Origin of the sequence: Pyramidobacter sp. CG50-2, assembly GCF_003612005.1 — a bacterium.
Classification (GTDB): domain Bacteria; phylum Synergistota; class Synergistia; order Synergistales; family Dethiosulfovibrionaceae; genus Pyramidobacter.
The window spans coordinates 14,731-30,967 of sequence record NZ_RAWT01000031.1; the positions used below are offsets into that span (position 1 = coordinate 14,731).

The 16,237-nt window shown below is 59.3% G+C and carries 14 protein-coding genes; 5 read left to right on the forward strand and 9 right to left on the reverse strand.

Translation table 11 applies throughout. The annotated features are described in order from the left end of the window. Positions 1–4: 4 nt before the first annotated feature. From D7D26_RS07620 to D7D26_RS07645, 6 genes are all read right to left on the reverse strand, one after another. The gene (locus D7D26_RS07620; protein ID WP_233543498.1) at positions 5–967 is read right to left on the reverse strand and encodes an ABC transporter permease; all 963 of its coding nucleotides are present in this window, start codon (positions 965–967) and stop codon (positions 5–7) included. Positions 968–978: 11 nt separating this feature from the next. Next, positions 979–1,899 carry an ABC transporter permease gene (locus tag D7D26_RS07625; RefSeq protein ID WP_078016000.1) on the reverse strand — a complete coding sequence of 307 codons (921 nt, stop codon included), beginning with the start codon at positions 1,897–1,899 and terminating at the stop codon, positions 979–981. A 328-nt stretch (positions 1,900–2,227) separates the two neighbouring features. Further along, on the reverse strand, positions 2,228–3,199 hold the full coding sequence (locus tag D7D26_RS07630) for a 2-hydroxyacid dehydrogenase (protein ID WP_120372642.1): 972 nt from the start codon (positions 3,197–3,199) through the stop codon (positions 2,228–2,230). A gap of 12 nt (positions 3,200–3,211) precedes the next feature. Further along, on the reverse strand, positions 3,212–4,210 hold the full coding sequence (locus D7D26_RS07635; protein WP_078016002.1) for a 4-hydroxy-2-oxovalerate aldolase: 999 nt from the start codon (positions 4,208–4,210) through the stop codon (positions 3,212–3,214). A gap of 110 nt (positions 4,211–4,320) precedes the next feature. Further along, on the reverse strand, positions 4,321–5,712 hold the full coding sequence (locus D7D26_RS07640; protein ID WP_120372643.1) for a sodium/glutamate symporter: 1,392 nt from the start codon (positions 5,710–5,712) through the stop codon (positions 4,321–4,323). A gap of 19 nt (positions 5,713–5,731) precedes the next feature. After that, complete coding sequence (locus D7D26_RS07645) at positions 5,732–6,871, reverse strand: amidohydrolase family protein (RefSeq protein ID WP_158606307.1); 1,140 nt, start codon at positions 6,869–6,871, stop codon at positions 5,732–5,734. A 193-nt stretch (positions 6,872–7,064) separates the two neighbouring features. Here D7D26_RS07645 and D7D26_RS07650 point away from each other — a divergent pair, with 193 nt between their 5' ends. Beyond that, on the forward strand, positions 7,065–8,042 hold the full coding sequence (locus D7D26_RS07650; RefSeq protein WP_120372645.1) for a LysR family transcriptional regulator: 978 nt from the start codon (positions 7,065–7,067) through the stop codon (positions 8,040–8,042). 57 nt (positions 8,043–8,099) lie between these two features. Here D7D26_RS07650 and D7D26_RS07655 read toward each other — a convergent pair whose 3' ends face one another. Next, on the reverse strand, positions 8,100–9,311 hold the full coding sequence (locus tag D7D26_RS07655) for a pyridoxal phosphate-dependent aminotransferase (RefSeq protein WP_120372646.1): 1,212 nt from the start codon (positions 9,309–9,311) through the stop codon (positions 8,100–8,102). A gap of 132 nt (positions 9,312–9,443) precedes the next feature. Then, positions 9,444–10,403: a LysR family transcriptional regulator gene (locus tag D7D26_RS07660; protein ID WP_120372647.1), complete on the reverse strand. Its 960-nt coding sequence runs from the start codon at positions 10,401–10,403 to the stop codon at positions 9,444–9,446. 234 nt (positions 10,404–10,637) lie between these two features. Here D7D26_RS07660 and D7D26_RS07665 point away from each other — a divergent pair, with 234 nt between their 5' ends. The 4 genes from D7D26_RS07665 to D7D26_RS07675 all read left to right on the forward strand — a co-directional run bounded on the left by D7D26_RS07665 (position 10,638) and on the right by D7D26_RS07675 (position 15,979). Next, positions 10,638–13,115 carry a DUF3656 domain-containing U32 family peptidase gene (locus D7D26_RS07665; protein ID WP_120372648.1) on the forward strand — a complete coding sequence of 826 codons (2,478 nt, stop codon included), beginning with the start codon at positions 10,638–10,640 and terminating at the stop codon, positions 13,113–13,115. Positions 13,116–13,295: 180 nt separating this feature from the next. Beyond that, positions 13,296–13,439, forward strand: a complete 144-nt coding sequence (locus D7D26_RS12320; protein ID WP_158606308.1) for a hypothetical protein — start codon at positions 13,296–13,298, stop codon at positions 13,437–13,439. Between the two features lie 974 nt (positions 13,440–14,413). Next, on the forward strand, positions 14,414–15,055 hold the full coding sequence (locus D7D26_RS07670; protein WP_120372649.1) for a GntR family transcriptional regulator: 642 nt from the start codon (positions 14,414–14,416) through the stop codon (positions 15,053–15,055). A gap of 153 nt (positions 15,056–15,208) precedes the next feature. Next, positions 15,209–15,979 carry an SLC13 family permease gene (locus D7D26_RS07675; RefSeq protein WP_199674721.1) on the forward strand — a complete coding sequence of 257 codons (771 nt, stop codon included), beginning with the start codon at positions 15,209–15,211 and terminating at the stop codon, positions 15,977–15,979. Here D7D26_RS07675 and D7D26_RS07680 read toward each other — a convergent pair. Then, a partial coding sequence (locus D7D26_RS07680) for a transposase (RefSeq protein ID WP_147413033.1) occupies positions 15,968–16,237 on the reverse strand: 270 nt, incomplete at its 5' end. The two genes, D7D26_RS07675 and D7D26_RS07680, sit on opposite strands and share 12 nt — an antisense overlap.

Sequence of the window (16,237 nt, forward strand, 5' to 3'; positions counted from 1 at the left end):
TTACCTACTTGCGCAGCCGCGGGTCGAGCGCGTCCCGCAGGCCGTCGCCGAAGAAGTTGAACGCGAGGATCGTCAGCGAGATGGCCATGGCGGGGAAGAACAGCTGGTAGGGATAGACCATCAGCGCGTTCATCGCGTCGCTGCTGAGCACGCCCCACGAAGCCATCGGCGCGCTGACGCCGAGGCCGACGAAGCTCAGGAACGCCTCGGCGAGGATCGCCTGCGGGATGCAGAACGTCAGCGTGACGAGGATCGGCCCCATGGCGTTGGGGATCAGGTGCCGCAGCAGCATGCGCGCCGGCGAAGCGCCGATGACGCGCGCCGCGAGCACGAACTCCTCGTTTTTGACGCGCATGATCTCGGCGCGGACGATGCGCGCCATGTTGGTCCAGTAGTTGATGCCCAGCGTGATGAAGATGCTCTTCAGCCCCGGACCGACCACGACCATCAGCAGGATGACGTAGATCATCGTCGGCACGCTGCGGATCGTGTCGACGATGCGCATCATCACGTCGTCGGTACGGCCGCCGACGAAGCCGGAGATGCTGCCGTAGATCACGCCGATCGTCAGGTTGATCAGGCTGGCCATCAGGCCGACGGCCAGGGAGATGCGCGCGCCGTACATGACGCGCACGAACATGTCGCGGCCGAACATGTCGGTGCCGAACGGATGCGCCCACGAGGGGAACTCGTTGGAGATGAGGAAATCCTGTTCGTCGTAGGCGTAGGGCGACAGCAGCGGCCCGAAGATCGCCATCAGAAAGATGCAGACGATCAGGAACAGCCCGAACATCGCCAGCTTGTCGCGCTTGAGACGCTGCCAGGCGTCCTGCCAGTACGTCTGGCTGGGGCGGATGAACTCCGCCTTGTTTTTCTCCTCCGCGCCGACGAACTCGAACAGCGAAGCGTCGTTCAGATCGGGCAGGCGGAGCGGGCGCGTTTCCGCGGAAGTCTTTTCAGTCATCATGCGTCCCCCCCCTATTTGGCCAGCTTGATGCGCGGATCGATGAAGCCGAGGCAGATATCGACGAGCAGATTCATGAACACCAGCAGGGCGCTGAAGAAGATCGTCACGCCCATGATCGTCGTGTAGTCGCGGTTCTGGATGCTCGTCACGAAGAACAATCCCAGCCCGGGAATGCCGAACACCTGCTCGACGACGAAACTGCCCGTGAGAATGCCCGCGATCAGCGGCCCCAGATAGGTGACAACGGGGATGATCGCGTTGCGCAGCGCGTGGATGTACACGACCGTGCGCTCGCGCAGCCCCTTGGAATAGGCGGTGCGGATATAATCCTGCTGGATCACTTCGAGCATGCTGGAGCGCGTCAGACGCGAGATGAACGCCGCCGGATACCCCGCCAGCGTGATTGCCGGCAGAATCGACGTCGGCAGACCTTCCCAGAAGCCGACGGTGACGATCCCCCATCGGTAGGCGAAGAAATAGACCATCAGCGTGGCGATGACGTAGTTCGGTATCGTGATCCCCAGCGTGGCCAGCACCATGGCCGTCTTGTCCTGCCATCGCCCTCGCCGCAGCGCCGAGATGATGCCCGCGGGGATGCCGACGGCCAGCGACAGCAAGATCGCCAGCGAACCGACCAGAGCGGAAGCGGGGAACGAACCGGAGATCAGCTGGTTGACCGTCATGCCCTCGTAGCGGTAGGAAGGGCCGAAATCGAAATGGATCGCGTTCCACAGATAATGTCCGTACTGTTTCCAGAGCGGGTCGTTCATGTGATAGCGTTCCAGAATCTTCTCCATGATCTCCGGCGGGATCACCTTTTCGTCGGTGAACGGCCCGCCCGGAATGGCCCGCATCAGAAAAAACGTCAGCGTGATGATCACGAACAACGTCAGCAAACTCGTGGATATTCTCTGCAGCACGTACTTCAGCATACGACAAGCCCCCCTGTATGTTCTCGAAAAAATTGCCTGGCGCGATTTCTTAATAACCACATGTTTTATCAGAATTTATATAAGAAAACCATCTAAAAGATAAATTTATCTTAGTATGAAGCTCGAGACTTGGAAAGTTCATTCTGCATGGTCAAAAAAGAAAATAATTGCTGAATGTCAGTTATATTGCCGGGATTTATCGTCTGACCCAATGGGGAAACCGGTGAAATCATCGGACGAAGCGGTTTATCACGAAACGAAGAAAATACCGTCGTCGTGAAAAGAGGGACGGAAAACGCACCGCTCGCGTTTTTCGTCCCTCTTTTCGCTATTGTTTGCTCAGTTCTTTTTCATTGACCACGAATTTCAGTTTCTCGCCATGCAGGAATTTTTTCAAAGTGTCGCTGATCATGGGCACCATGACCGTGCCGAGATCCGATGTGTTGCCGCCGACGTGAGGCGTGATGACGATGTTGGGATGATCCAGCAGAGGGTGCCCGGCGGGCAGGGGATCGTCTTCTACGCAGTCCAGCCCGGCGCCCATCAGCCGGCCTTCGTCGATGGCCGTCAGCAGGGCCTTGTCGTCCACCAGGCCGCCGCGGGCCGTGTTGATGAGAATGGCGTTCCTTTTCATCAGCGCGATCTTTTCGGCGTTCAGCATGTGATGATTGTTGTCCAGCAGCGGCACATGAAGAGTGACCACGTCGGAATCCGCGAGCAGATCGTCGAGCGGGACGAACGTCAGGTCGAACTGCTTTTCCGTCTCCGGGGCGAGACGGAACACGTCGTAATACAGCGCTTCAGCGCCGAAGGCCTGGACTCTGCGGGCCACCTGACGGCCGATATTGCCCCCGCCGATGATGCTAACCTTTTTGCCGTTCAGCGACACGGCGTTGTCGGTGAACATGGTACGGCTCCAAACGCCGTTCTGGATGCTTCGGTTGTGGAACATGAGGTTGCGCCCGACGGCGAGCATGAGCAGCACCGCCAATTCCGATACGGCGGAGGCGTTGGCGCCGGGCGTGTTGGTGACGGCGATGCCGCGGGAGGAAGCATAGGGGACGTCGACGGAATCGACGCCCACGCCCCAGCGGCAGATCAGCTTCAGTTTCCCTTTGTTCGCGAGAGTTCCCTTGGAAGCTTTGAGGACGCGCAAAACGATGGCGTCGGCGTCCGTACTGGCGTCCAGCGCGTCCTGCGAGGTCGCTTCGACGATTTCGGCGCCGTCGCCGGCGAGCTGTGCGCGAAATTCGTCGGCGGTGCCGGCGGGATATTTTCCGGCGAGAAGGATTTTTTTCATGCTCCTCTTCGCCTACTTCCTCAACGATCGAGCCGTCTCGCGCATCAAACCTTCGCTGGGATTGCTCCTGTCTCTGGCGGAGACCGCGGCGATCAGGCGGTAAAGCGCCACGCCCTCTTCGGCGGCGACCTTTTTGAAGGTCGCGACGAAGCTGGAATGCGTGCCGGTCATGCCGAGCACGAGGTCGAGCGGCGTGATGGCCGCGTGATAATCGCGTTCTTTCATGGCCGGGATCAGCTGCGAGTCAAGGAAGCCCAGCAGACCGTAAAAGTCGACCTCCTCCGCTTGACCGTAACGCTGCATCAAGGCCACTCCGACCTCGGTAGCGAGGTTGCCGGCGCTGCGGGCCATGCCCAGCAGCCCGCAGTCGAGCATGGCGGCGCCGGCTTTCCATGCGGCCACGGCGTTGGCCGCCGACAGGCCGAGGTTGTTGTGGCAATGGAATCCCACGGGGATCTTCACGGCCTTGACCAGCGACTCGGTGTATTCGGAAACTTCCTCGGGCAGCATGGTTCCCGCCGAATCCATGATGGTGACGGCGTCGAGGCCGGCGTCCTCGAGCATTTTCGCCTCTTCGGCCAGTTCTTTCGCGGAGCTGACATACGCCTTCATCAGCGAGTAATAGGCCTTCAGCCCTTTCTTCTTGATGTACTTGATCGGCTTGAGCGAAAGCGCGGCGCCTTCGCCGGCGTTGGCGCCGACGCGCAGGAACGCCAGTCCTTTTTCGGCCGCCAGGTCAACGGACGCCTCCGTATAGCGTTTGGCGTTGAGGAACATGCCCAGCGTGCCGCGGGAAAAGTAGGGCCGGGCGAGATCAAGATACTGTTCGTCGTTCAGCGGGGCGATGGCGTGGGAATTCTCGTAGGCGCCGATGCCTTTGGCGTTGCCGAATTCGATCTCGGTGATGCCGTTGTCCAGCAGCCCCTCGATCATCATTCGCGTTAAAGCCGCGTCGAATCCGCATCCGACCACATTGCCGCCGTCGCGCATCGTACAGTCAAAAAAGCGCATGTTTTATCCTTCCTTTTCTTAACTCCATTGATGGAGAATTATCTTTCTTTGCGCCTTCGCGTCAAAGCGCGGAAACACAACGAAAAAATCTTCACGCAGCAGTGCCGGTTTTACCGATGCTGCGCTTGAGCTTTTGCGCTCTTTGCGCTGAGGATGTCGCTGAATCGGCGGTCGCCGTTCCAGAAGAACCGGCGGGTGACGATATAGAACACAATCCAGAGAACGGCGCTGCCGGTCAGGAGGAGCCATGGCGAAATTTTGAAGGCCAGCATGGGCATGAACATAATATAGGGCAGCGACCAGGGATAGCACAGCGCCGCCGAGGCGGCCGCCGACTCCTGCCCTGTGGTCTCGAACTTTGGATCGATGACGCGCAGCAACATCAGCCCGGTGGCGAGCACGCCGCTCTCAAGACCGTAACTTCCCATGGCGCGCTCGAACCAGTCGATGTCGAACATCTTCCAGGCAAAATAGAAGTTGGCTATGATATTGGCGGCAATGACAGCGCCTATGGTGACCAGCATGGGTACCATGTAAAGGGCAAAGACCTTCAGCGACAGCGTCGCGATGGCAGAGCAGACCAAATAATCGAGGGCAACGCCGGAAATGCGGTTTACTGTGGGGCGATCGATATAATCGGCCATTTTGAGCTTTTTAAGGAGATAGGATAGCAGAGCGCCGCATATCATAGCGCAGGCGAACAGGGGGATCTCCTTGAGCAGCGGGTGGATCCAGATCAGGCTTCGAGACAGAAGACGGGCTGAGCCATAGATCACTCCGACGAACGCGAGTTGCAATGCCAGCGGATCAAGAGCGTCGTTGTAAGTTACTCCCTTGCCGATGGAAGTTCTTTTCTCGACGGGAACATAGCCTTCGCGAATGTCCTGGGGGACGTCCTGCGGCTTGGAGACTTTCTGTGACCAGCCGCGGCGGACGCCGATATTGATCACGAGCATGCCGAGAACGATACCTGAAAGCAAGCCGGCGGTGGCCATCGTGTTGGCTACCGACACGCCATCAGCCCAGCCGGCTGCGGCGAGAGCAGCACCGGCAGCGTTGGCCGTGCCGTGTCCGCCGTGAAATCCGAAAACCGGTGTGAGACCGAAAGCGAACGGCAGATTGGGAAAGTACGGCATCATCAGCAGCGTCGCCCCCATGCCGACAAGCACTTGCGTCTGATGCATCAAACCTCCCTGCGTCACGGCCGACAGAGCCACGCGTCCGAAGTTGTGCGATGAACGGGAACCGAAGAACGACAGACCAAGCACAACAGTGACGAGCACGCCGGGCCACTGACCGATCGTATTGCCGATGGGCAGACAGTATGCCGTGGAGCGGCCAAGCACCTGCGGCCCCAGCAGCAGACCGACCAGACCGGCTAACAGCGAGGCGGGCAGATACAGACGCTGAAACAGCGGAACATGTCGGCGCAGCAGAAATCCGATGAGCAGAAGAAGGCTGAGTACGGATAGATCGACAAAAACAGACGTGATGGCGTTCATTTGTTTACCTCCGTGGACGTTAAAAATCAAATTGACGGAAAACGACTTTTCCGTTCAGGATGGTACACTGAGGAACGAGAATGCTGCGAAGCGTCAACGCGTCCTTTTCGCGGTCGACGATCTGCGTCTTGCAGGGCGTCAGCCGGAAGATCGCCACGTCGGCTGTGGCTCCGGCGCTTAAGGTGCCGAGATCGGGACGATTGATGACTTTCGCCGGCGCAGCCGTGACGGCGCGAATGACATCAACCAGAGGAACGCCAAGCTCCAGATATTTGGACATGACGCGCGGCAAACCGAACACGCCTGACTGGAACAGACTGCCTTGAACGAGGTCCGTGCTGATCGTGTCGGGCAAGAAATTTTCGGCAAGCGCTTCTTTGATCACCGCATAAAGATAATGCACGCGTGCATCGGCAGTATCGAAGAGCACGCCGCGTTTACGGGCGTCGTGTACCTCTTCGCAGATCCGCCCTCGTCCGTTCAGAATGGAAAAGCCGCGCCCCTGAAAGGCGTGAGAGTAAATATCGCCCTTGCGGAACATGCCGATGAACTGCGGCACGGGAACGGGAGGGTTGGTCGTATGTACGGAGATGCGCGTGCCAACCTTTTCGGCGGCGGCGATGGCGTTTTGCAGCGGCGCCAGACCCAGTTCGCCGATCAGTTCCTTGCTGATACGTACCTTGATGCCGCAGAGCACGCCGGAATAGCGCTCGAAAAGTCTTTCGATGTCAGGCAACGCCGTGAACTCGGGATCGAGGTTCTCCGGATAACGACTTGTGATCAACCCTTGAGTGGAGATGTTCAGAGCAGCAAACACGTGAACACGGCTTCTGGAAATGATGGAATCGTAAAAGGCCTGGAAATTTCCCGCGCCGGCGCTGCCCTGGTCAATGCCGGCCGTAACGCCCATAGGCAGCAGAGTCACGTCGGGCAGGATGCCGTTCTCGGTGCCGCCGTAAAACATGTGCAGATGCGTGTCAATCAGACCGGGCGTGACGATGCAGCCCGACGCATCGATCGTCTGTGCCGCCGCAGGCTCTGCCCCAAGTTCGCAGATTCCAGCGGAGCGTCCGTCTTCAATAAGTACGCTGGCCGGCTTGTGCACTCCGCTGGCCGGGTCGACAACGGTACCGCCGCGAATGACGAGGCTTACTGGCATGACCTTTATCACACCTCTCGATGGAGTATACAGACAATGTTTCCTGGCTGATGATTGCATCATACATTCCCTTGCCATTCAAATCAAACAAACAAAAAAGAACGAACTGACAGTCTTTAGACTGTCAAAAATGTGATGTATAGGGTAGAATTCAATAGGAGCACAGCACACGGTCCGAAAGGAGGTCGTCTTCATGAGTCTGCGGGGGCTGCGTTATTTTCTCGCGGCGGCGGAGACGGTGAATTTTCGCCGCGCGGCGGAAAAACTTTTTATCACTCAGCAGACGTTGAGCGCTCATATCCAGAAACTGGAAAGTCGTTACGGCACGCCGCTTTTCGAGCGCAAACCGCATCTGAGGCTCACTCCGGCGGGGCATTGTCTGAGGGAATACGCGCGCAAGGCGGTCAAGCTGGAAGAACTTTTCCTTGCCGAACTGGCCGATGTCACCGACACAGTTACCGGCCGGCTTAACGTCGGCATCACCGGCTTCCGGGCGACGATTTTCATGCCTCGCATCTGGGAGATCTTTCACGCGCAGTTTCCCAATATCACGCCGTCGATGACCGAGGCGCCGACCGCACGGCTGGACGAGCTTCTGGACAAAGGGCAGCTTGACCTTTACATCGGCGTGGACGCGCCGGTGCGAAAAAACACGGAAGCGTGGACGCTTTCGCAGGAAAAAGCGTGCTGCATCGCCAGCCGGGAGTTCGTCCGCAGTTTTTTTGACGAGGATTTGCTGCGGAAGGCGGAGCGCGGCTTCGAAATTTCCGATCTGATCCATCTGCCGCAGGTAGGGTTCTCCCGCGGCAACACGCTGCGCGAATCGCTGGACATCTACTATCAGGAGCGCGGTCTCCATCCTCGCGTCGTCTTCGAAACGTCGCGCCACGATCTGGCCCTGCGCTTCTGCGAACAAGGCTGCGGGATCGGGTTCGTCTATCAGATGAGCCTTTACGATCTGCTGCAAAAAGATCGTGCCCGCACGGACCTGCGCGTGTTCGCGGTCAGGAACGATTTTCCGCCGAAGCACACGATGCTCGTTTATCGCTGCGAGAGCTATAAGCCTCGTTACATGACGGGCTTTGTCGAAGCGGCGCGAAAAGTGTTCAAAGAGTATTCCGATTCGATTGACGGGATCATTGCCGGCGCCATGGCTCAGGGCGAAAAATAGAGAAAACGGTCCCGCACGTGCCAGTTTGTGCGGAACCGTTTGTTTTTTTGCGGCGGTCTAGTTTTTGCGATAGCGGTCCATGACGGCCAGCAGGCGCTTCATGGCGGCGACGGCCTTGTCGTGGTCCTGCGAGAAGTTGATGCGGAACTGGTGCAGGAACTGGGGGCCGAACTCGGTGCCGGGGGTGACGATCACGTCTGCCAGCTCGCGCACGATGCGGATGAAAGCGTGCAGGCTGACGTCGAGCTCGGGGATGGTCACAAAGAGATAGCTGCCGCCGTCGGTGCCCCGGGCGGAAACGCCTTTCGCCGCGGCAAGAACCTTCATGATGTCGTCGCGGATGCGCCGGTGTTCGGCGACGCGGGCGTCCATCCAGCCGGCCGGCTCGTCGAACCACGTGAAGAACACGGCCTGGTTGTAGCCGGGGCAGCGCAGGGCCATGATGGCCTGAAGCTTTTCCATGCGTTCGATCACGTCGGCGCTGCCGAACGCGGCGCCGAGGCGGAAGCCGCTGAGCGACTCGGTCTTGGAGGGGCCGATGATGGTGATCAGGTTGCCGGGGACTTCCTTTTGAGCGGCCAGGTGGGTGTACTTTACGCCCGGGTAGACCTGGCGGCTGTAAAGCTCGTCGACGATCAGCGCGGCGCCGTATTTTTTCGCCAGCGCGGCGATGGCGCGGATTTCCTTGCAGGAATAGACGCAGCCCACGGGATTGTTGGGGTTGGAGAAAAGGAACAGCTTCGCGCCGTCCCGAAACGCTTTTTCCAGCGCGGCGAGGTCGAGGCCGGCCTTGCCGGAGACGTCCGCATAATCCATCCGCACGGGGACCAGCTCGCCGCCGAAGAACTCGACCATCTTGCGGTTGGCGAAGTAGTCGGGCTCGACGATGGCGACTTTGTCGCCGGGCATCACGTTCGCGCCCATGGCGAGGAACAGGGCGCCCTGCGTGCCGGGCGTGAGGATCAGATTCTGCGCCGGGTCGATCTTCGCGCCGTTGAAGGCCGAAAGCTTTTCCGCCACGTGTTCGAGCACGGTCTTGCGGCCGCGGTACGGCGTGTAAGCCTGAGCGCCGCCCTCGAAGAAACCGTGGGAGAACACCTCGAAGCTGCCGGGCGTAGGCAGGTGGGCGTCGACGTCGCCGTGAGAGAAATCGACGCGCGGGCCTGCCAGCTTTTCGCCGCGCAGGTCGAGCCGTTCGGACTTCTGCAGGCTTTCCTGGCCGGGCGCGTTATCGATGCCGAGCATGGCAAACTTTTCAACGATATTCATGAGGGATGCCGCCTTTCATCATAATGGGACAGGATGGTGGATCAATTTGAGTTCATTCTAAACCAGCGCGGCGGAAAAAATCCAATAGCCAGTCGCGCATGGGAGTGTGTTCGGAATGGAATAGCCTGATGTTTACCGGACTTCCGGGCAGCTCTTGAGATAGGCGACAAAGCTCTTCCGCCGTTCGCTGGCGAGGGCCCCGTCGTTGAAGATCACCCGGATCTGCCGCTGCGTGTCGGGATGGTCGAGGCGGTACAGGCAGAGATCCGGCGAAAAACCGGCGTAGCAGGGGATGGAGGCGCGGATGAACGCCACGCCAAGCCCCGCTTCGGCCAGACGGTACGCCGTGAGCAGCTGGTCCAGCTCCATCACGATCTGCGGCTCGAAGCCGGCATCGTGACAGATTTTCAGCCCGCGGGCGCGGATATCGTTGCCCGGCTTGAGGAACAGAAAGCGCTCGCCGGCGAAGGCCCCGATCGGCACGCAGGGAGCGTCCTCGTTGACCAGGCCGCCGCGGAGGTCGCTCTCGCCGAGGGCGAGATCCCGCAGCCGGGCGTTGATCGGAGTGGCGCGCGGCACCGCAAGGACGATCGACTCGCTTTTCAGGACGAAGGATTTCAGATCGGCCGGCATGTTTTCTTCGACCGTCAGGCCGAGGTCGAGCACGCCGGCGCGAAGCAGCTCGCGCAATTCGGCGTCGTTGGTCTCGATGAGCTTGGCGGAGAAGCAGGGATGTTCCATCTGAAACGACGCCACGAGCGGCGGCAGCACGTAGGTGCAGAAGAACGACGGCGCGCCGATGACGAGATCGGCCTTCTTTTGGCGGCGCAGGCTTTCGCAGTATTTCTCGAGCTCGCTCCGCACCTGTTCGAGGCGGCGGAAGTACTCGATGAAGCGCTGTCCTTCGGGGGTGATGCGGAGCGGCGAAGAGCCGCGGTCGAAGATGGCGGCGCCGAGATTTTTTTCCACCTTGCGCACGATCTTGCTGAGCGCCGGCTGGGAGATATAGTTTTTCTCCGCGGCGCGCGTGAAGCTCAATTCCTCGCCGACGGCGAGGATCATGGCGATTTCCCGAAACTCGACCGGTTCCATTCTCCGAGGCTCCTTCCCGTTTCATGATCAGACTCAGTTTATCATGAAACGTCCGGCGCGGATGAAAAAGATTTCCGCGCGCCGCCGGCGCGAATTTACTTTCCATTGAAACGGAGTACAATACAGAGATAGCGGCGTCATCCCGTCGGGACGGCGCCGCCGTCTGCCGAAGCGCGGGCGGAAAACGTCGGCCGTCCGCGGAGAACGTCGTGAAGAGAACTCTGCGAGGACATCATGAAAAAATCCCTTGAACTGCTGGCCCCCGCCGGAACGTGGCAGGCCCTCGAAGCGGCGGTGAACGCCGGGGCCGACGCCGTCTATCTGGGCGGCAAGGCCTTCGGCGCGCGCGCTTACGCCGACAATTTCGACCGCGACGAGCTGAGCCGCGCCGTATACTTTGCGCACATGCACGGCGTGCGCCTGTTCGTGACGGTGAACACGCTCGCGGAGGATCGGGAGATGCGCGAGCTGGCGGATTACCTGGCTTTTCTGAACAACGCCGGCGTGGACGCCGTCATCGTGCAGGATCTCGGCGTGCTGCGCCTGGCCCGCAAAATCGTTCCGGAACTGCCGCTGCACGCCAGCACCCAGATGACGATCACCAATTCGGCCGGAGTGCGCTTCGCCGCGGCCTGCGGCATGGTCCGCGCCGTGCCGGCCCGCGAGCTTTCGCTCGCCGACCTCCGGGCCGCCGCGGCTGAAGGCCTCGAGATCGAAGCCTTCATCCACGGCGCGCTGTGCGTCTGCTATTCCGGCCAGTGCCTGATGAGCAGTCTGATCGGCGGACGCAGCGGCAACCGCGGCCGCTGCGCTCAGCCCTGCCGCATGCCCTACGCGCTCACTGACCGCGAAGGCAGAAATCTGCTCGGCGGGGCCGCCGGCGCGTATCTGCTCAGCCCCTGCGACCTGAACGCGCTCGACGTGCTGCCGCAGATGATCGAGGCGGGCGTCTGCTCCTTCAAAATCGAAGGGCGCATGAAGCGTCCCGAGTACGTGGCCGTGGTCGTCGACGCGTACCGCCGCGCCATCGACGGCTGCCTGGCCGGGAACTGCCGCGTGCCGGAACGCGACCGCGCCGCCGTCGAACAGATTTTCAACCGCGGCTTTACGACGGCGTACCTGAGGGGACGACCGGGACGGAAGATGATCAGCGATTCCCGCCCCGACAACCGCGGCGTGATCGTCGGCCGCGTCGAATCGCTGCGGCGCGGCCGCGCCGCGATCAGGCTGGAGAAGGAACTGCGCCGCGGCGACGGGCTCGAGTTCGCGGGCACAGGCGGAAGCGGCGCCGGCACGACCGCGGCTTCTCTGACCGTCGGCGGGCGCAAAGTCGAATCGGCGCCGGCCGGCGCTCTGGCCGAGATCGACGTTCCGCCCGGCGTGCGCCGGAACGCGCCCGTGTTCCGCACGCTGGACACAAAACTGATGGAGTACGCCGCCACGTTCTACGGCGAAAAGAACAAACGGCGCGTGCCCGTGAACGCCAGAGTTTCGGCGGCCGTCGGGCGTCCGCTGGAAGTCGGACTCAGCGACGGCGAAGGGCATACGGGAACGGGACGTACTCGCTTCCTCGCCGAAGCGGCCCGCACGCGCCCTCTGGACGAAGCGTCGCTGCGCCGCCAGCTCGAACGCCTCGGCGCGACGGAATACGCGCTGGACAAACTGGAACTGGCTGTGGAAGGGGATCTGATGGTCCCTATCAGCGAGATCAACGAAGCCCGCCGCCAGGCCTGCGAAGCGCTGGACCGGGCGCGGCTCGACGATTTTCTGCCGCCGCGCCGCTCCGTGGAAAAATCGGCGGCGTCGGCGTTGCTCGAACGCGAAAACGCCGATCTGAAAAAATTGGCCGCCGCGCGCCCCGCGGAGAAAACGCGGCTTTCCGTGTGGACCGACCGCCTCGACGGCGTGCGGGCGGCGCTCGACGGCGGCGCCGACTGGGTGATCTTCGGCGGCGACCGTTACTTCAATCAAGGCGCGGGCTTCGCCGACTGCGCCGCCGCGGTCGGACTGGTCCACGCCGCCGGTCGCCGCGCCGCGCTCGGTACGCCGCGCATCGTCGCGGAGCCGCAGCTGCGCCTTTTCAACGACTTTCTCCGTCGGGCGCAGGAAAGCGGCGCCGACCAGCTCAACGTCCACAACCTTGGCCTCTGGCAGCTGGCGCGCGAAATGGAGTTGAAAATCCCCCTGTGGGCCGACATGAGCCTGAACATTTACAACAGCCAGAGCCTGCTCTTCTGGCGCGAACAGAGAGCCGCCGGCGCCACGCCGTCGATCGAACTGAACATGACCCAGCTCCGCCATCTGGCCGGCGTCAGCCCGCTGCCGCTGGAATGCCTCGTGCAGGGACCGATCGAGATGATGGTGTCGGAGTACAACGTTGTCGACAGCTTCCTCGGCGGCAAGGGAAAAAGCGCCTCCGGCCATCGCGGGGAAGTCTATCTGCGCGATCGCACGCGCGCGGCGTTCCGCCTGGCGAGTGACCAGTTTGGCCGCATGCACGTGCTCAACTCGCAGGATCTCTGCGCCCTCGACCTCGCGCCGCGGCTTCGGGACTGCGGCGTCGCCCGCCTGCGCATCGACGCCCGAACCTATCGCCCCGACGAGATCCGCCGCCTGACCGATCTGTACCGCCAGGCCCTTTCCGGCGCGCTCAGGAACCCGCAAAACCTCCCCAACACCACCCGCGGCCACTACAGCCGCGGCGTGATGTGAGACAGTATTTGTGCACTTGCGATGCCGGCGTCGAAAATTCGGTTCGTCCGATGATCGGCGTGACCTTGTGTGTGCAGGATTCCAGCGACAACATCGGCAACAGCGTGGCTACCTATTGCGAAAGCGGCATCGAATGCGGGCTCTGCGTTCCCCGGGGGCACGTCACCCAAGAAGATCGACATGATCCACGCCCACGAAGTGACCTGCACCGTCGCGCGCGACAGTCGCGATCACTGCGCCGAGACGTGTTGCGCCAAAGTCGAGGGTGAGGGCATATATTACGCCAACTATGTCGACCACGTCTTTAACCCCATGTCCTGTTAGGGCACGAAGAAAAGCTGTTCCACGTGGAACGACAACGAAAAGCGGCTTGTCGAAAGAATTTCAGCGAGGCATTATTATAGTGCTTTTCGTTATGTTTTTGTGACAGGCGGGGATTTGCATTACTCCGTAACAGTAGCTACGCCAGATGAAGAGCTCGCGTGCCGTGCAGCAGCTCCTCGGACAGTCGTGGCAGTAATTGACGGGCTCTGTGCCACCAACGCAAGCGGCGTATTCCGCCATCAGGCGTTTCTGTTTGTCGACGCTGTGCGAAATGAACTGTCTTGGAGCGTTTCCGACGAAACGTTTTGGCGCCGTTTTCAGGTTGCGCGGCGGTGCGGGATGTAACAGTGACACGCCGCAGAACTCCGTTTATCACGATTTTCCAGTAGTTGGCGGACGCGGACGTTCATTCTGCGCGGCAGTTCACGGTTACCTGCTCTTCGCCCCGGTTCCGGGCTCACCAGCATTCTTGGACGAACATTTCCCATCCGTGCAGATCGGGGATACTCAAAGCGCTCGTCGCGCAGGCTTAGCTCCCACAGCGAATGCACCGTCACGTCCGGTTTCTACGTCTCGATGATAAATTGTGGCACAGCGACCAAGCTGTGTCTCCGGGCTAGAAATCAGATCTGTCAGGTAGAGAGTTCCGCTCGTCCCGCTAGGCCGCGGGAAGCTGGTCCGTGAATTCCTTCAACTTGTAGTTCGGTACGCAGCAGTGCACGGTCTCAATATCGCCAAATTCCGACACGGAGCTCTGAATGACGAAGCTGAGCTACGGAAACGGTCGTGTGGAAACTCAGCTAGCGATAAGTAATTCATGAAGGGCTCCCTTGAGGACAGTGAAGCACAGAAAAACTGCATACAGACTGGAATGGGCACGCTTGCTTTTCTCTGATTCATCATGGTAATATGACTGCGCATAGGGCGCTCTTTGGTTGAATCAAGATTAAAAACCTCTTAGGAGGTGAAAACAGATGAAAGTTGAATCGCTCTCCGCCAAAGATCTTGTTGTGGAGCGGTTGCGCGAGGCGATCTATACTGGAGCGTTAAAGCCGGGGGACGAACTGGCGCAGCAAAAACTTTCCGAACAGCTTGGCGTGTCCCGCATCCCCGTGCGCGACGCGCTCGCTGTTCTGGAGCACTCAGGGCTTGTGGAGGCTTTGCCGAATAAGCGCATGGTTGTTAAAAAAATCACGCCGGAGTTGATTTTTGAAGATCTTGAATTGCGAACAATGCTCGAATGTTTGATTGTCAAAAAAGCCACTCTGCGAGGGCGCGCGAGCGCTTTCGAGGAACTTGAACAGATCAATACCGAAATGGACCGTTCAGCGCGCGAGAATGATGGTGTCGCGTTCAAAACGCTAAACAGCCGTTTTCATCACCTGATCTGGGAAATGGCAGGCAATCAACGTGTGCTGCGGATTATGGAAGACCTTTGGTTCACGATGCCGTTTTATTATCCTGTTGCTTCGCCGGGCGAGTTCTTCATCAACACAGGCGAACACTGGGAGCTGATCAAAGCGATGAAAGAGCGCCGTCCCGATGACGCCGCGAAGATTGCCGAGCAGCATATTGAACGCATGAAACAGCGGTTGATGAATCGCTTGTATAAATAAAGCTCGCGTATTTTGTATACGCGAGCTTTATTTATATGAGCATTAAGTTTTATTTTAATCATATTTATTACATCATTGTATACCGTTGATTTTTGTGATAAACTCCGTTCGTCAGAGCTCTGCAAAAGCTCGAATTAGGAGGTTGAGATTGAAATGGAAAAAATGGCAATTCTGTCTCTGGTGTTCCTGCTCCTCGCGATCGGCCTTGGTTTCTTCCGCAAAACCAATATGGGCCTTGTCGCCTTCGGACTAGCGCTGGTGCTCGGCAAGATTGCCGGCGTTCCTGTCAAGCAGATCCAGTCGGGTTTCCCCACGGGGCTGTTTGTTACGTTGCTCGGCGTCATGCTGATGTTTAGCATCGCGCAGGAGAACAAGACGATGGAGCAGCTAGCCAAGCGTATCGTTTCACTTGCTGGCAGACGTACCGCGCTGATCCCTATCATCGTCTACGTTTTCTCGGCAATCCTTGCCGCGGTCGGTCCCGGCACTGTGCCCGTGATGGGCTTGATGGCTATTTTCACTTGTTCGCTCGCGGCTGAAATGCGCATTTCACCGCTCCTTCTTTCGGCCACATCCGTCCTTGGCGCAGCCGGCGGCGGATGTACTCCTGTCGCTCCCACGGGCATCCTCGGCATGAAGCTGGCCGAAGCGCAAGGCATCACCGGCATCGCCTGGCCGTTCGGCATGAACATGCTGATGGCGATGACAGTGTATTTCATCGTCATCTACATCGTACTTGGTGGATACAAGATGAAGTCCAACGTGGATATGGACGAGACGGCGATGGAGCCGTTCAACGGCAAACAGTGGATCACTCTCGCTGGTATTGCCGTGCTCGTTGTGCTCGTCGTCGGTATGAAATACGATGTTGGCCTGACTAGGGCTTGTTTAAAAAAAACATTTCAGCTTGTATTATTTCAATAAAATAACACTGGCAGCAACAAGAACAAAAGCGAAAAACGAAGCGTCAAGTTTGTCATAGCGGGTGAAAATTCTACGGAACCATTTGATTTTCTGAAAGAAACATTCAACCAAGTGTCGTTCCTTGTAAACATGCTCATCTATAAACCACGGTTCGGGATTATCGCTCTTCGGCGGGATAGTGTAACTTCCCTCCCGAGAAGTAATGTACTCTCTGATGGCTTGCGAACCGTAAGCCTTATCGCCGATGACGTTGCTCCC

Coding starts and splice junctions, on each gene's coding strand:
- D7D26_RS07620 (WP_233543498.1), bottom strand. CDS start 967: ATGATGACTGAAAAGACTTCCGCGGAAACGCGCCCGCTCCGCCTGCCC.
- D7D26_RS07625 (WP_078016000.1), bottom strand. CDS start 1,899: ATGCTGAAGTACGTGCTGCAGAGAATATCCACGAGTTTGCTGACGTTG.
- D7D26_RS07630 (WP_120372642.1), bottom strand. CDS start 3,199: ATGAAAAAAATCCTTCTCGCCGGAAAATATCCCGCCGGCACCGCCGAC.
- D7D26_RS07635 (WP_078016002.1), bottom strand. CDS start 4,210: ATGCGCTTTTTTGACTGTACGATGCGCGACGGCGGCAATGTGGTCGGA.
- D7D26_RS07640 (WP_120372643.1), bottom strand. CDS start 5,712: ATGAACGCCATCACGTCTGTTTTTGTCGATCTATCCGTACTCAGCCTT.
- D7D26_RS07645 (WP_158606307.1), bottom strand. CDS start 6,871: ATGCCAGTAAGCCTCGTCATTCGCGGCGGTACCGTTGTCGACCCGGCC.
- D7D26_RS07650 (WP_120372645.1), top strand. CDS start 7,065: ATGAGTCTGCGGGGGCTGCGTTATTTTCTCGCGGCGGCGGAGACGGTG.
- D7D26_RS07655 (WP_120372646.1), bottom strand. CDS start 9,311: ATGAATATCGTTGAAAAGTTTGCCATGCTCGGCATCGATAACGCGCCC.
- D7D26_RS07660 (WP_120372647.1), bottom strand. CDS start 10,403: ATGGAACCGGTCGAGTTTCGGGAAATCGCCATGATCCTCGCCGTCGGC.
- D7D26_RS07665 (WP_120372648.1), top strand. CDS start 10,638: ATGAAAAAATCCCTTGAACTGCTGGCCCCCGCCGGAACGTGGCAGGCC.
- D7D26_RS12320 (WP_158606308.1), top strand. CDS start 13,296: ATGATCCACGCCCACGAAGTGACCTGCACCGTCGCGCGCGACAGTCGC.
- D7D26_RS07670 (WP_120372649.1), top strand. CDS start 14,414: ATGAAAGTTGAATCGCTCTCCGCCAAAGATCTTGTTGTGGAGCGGTTG.
- D7D26_RS07675 (WP_199674721.1), top strand. CDS start 15,209: ATGGAAAAAATGGCAATTCTGTCTCTGGTGTTCCTGCTCCTCGCGATC.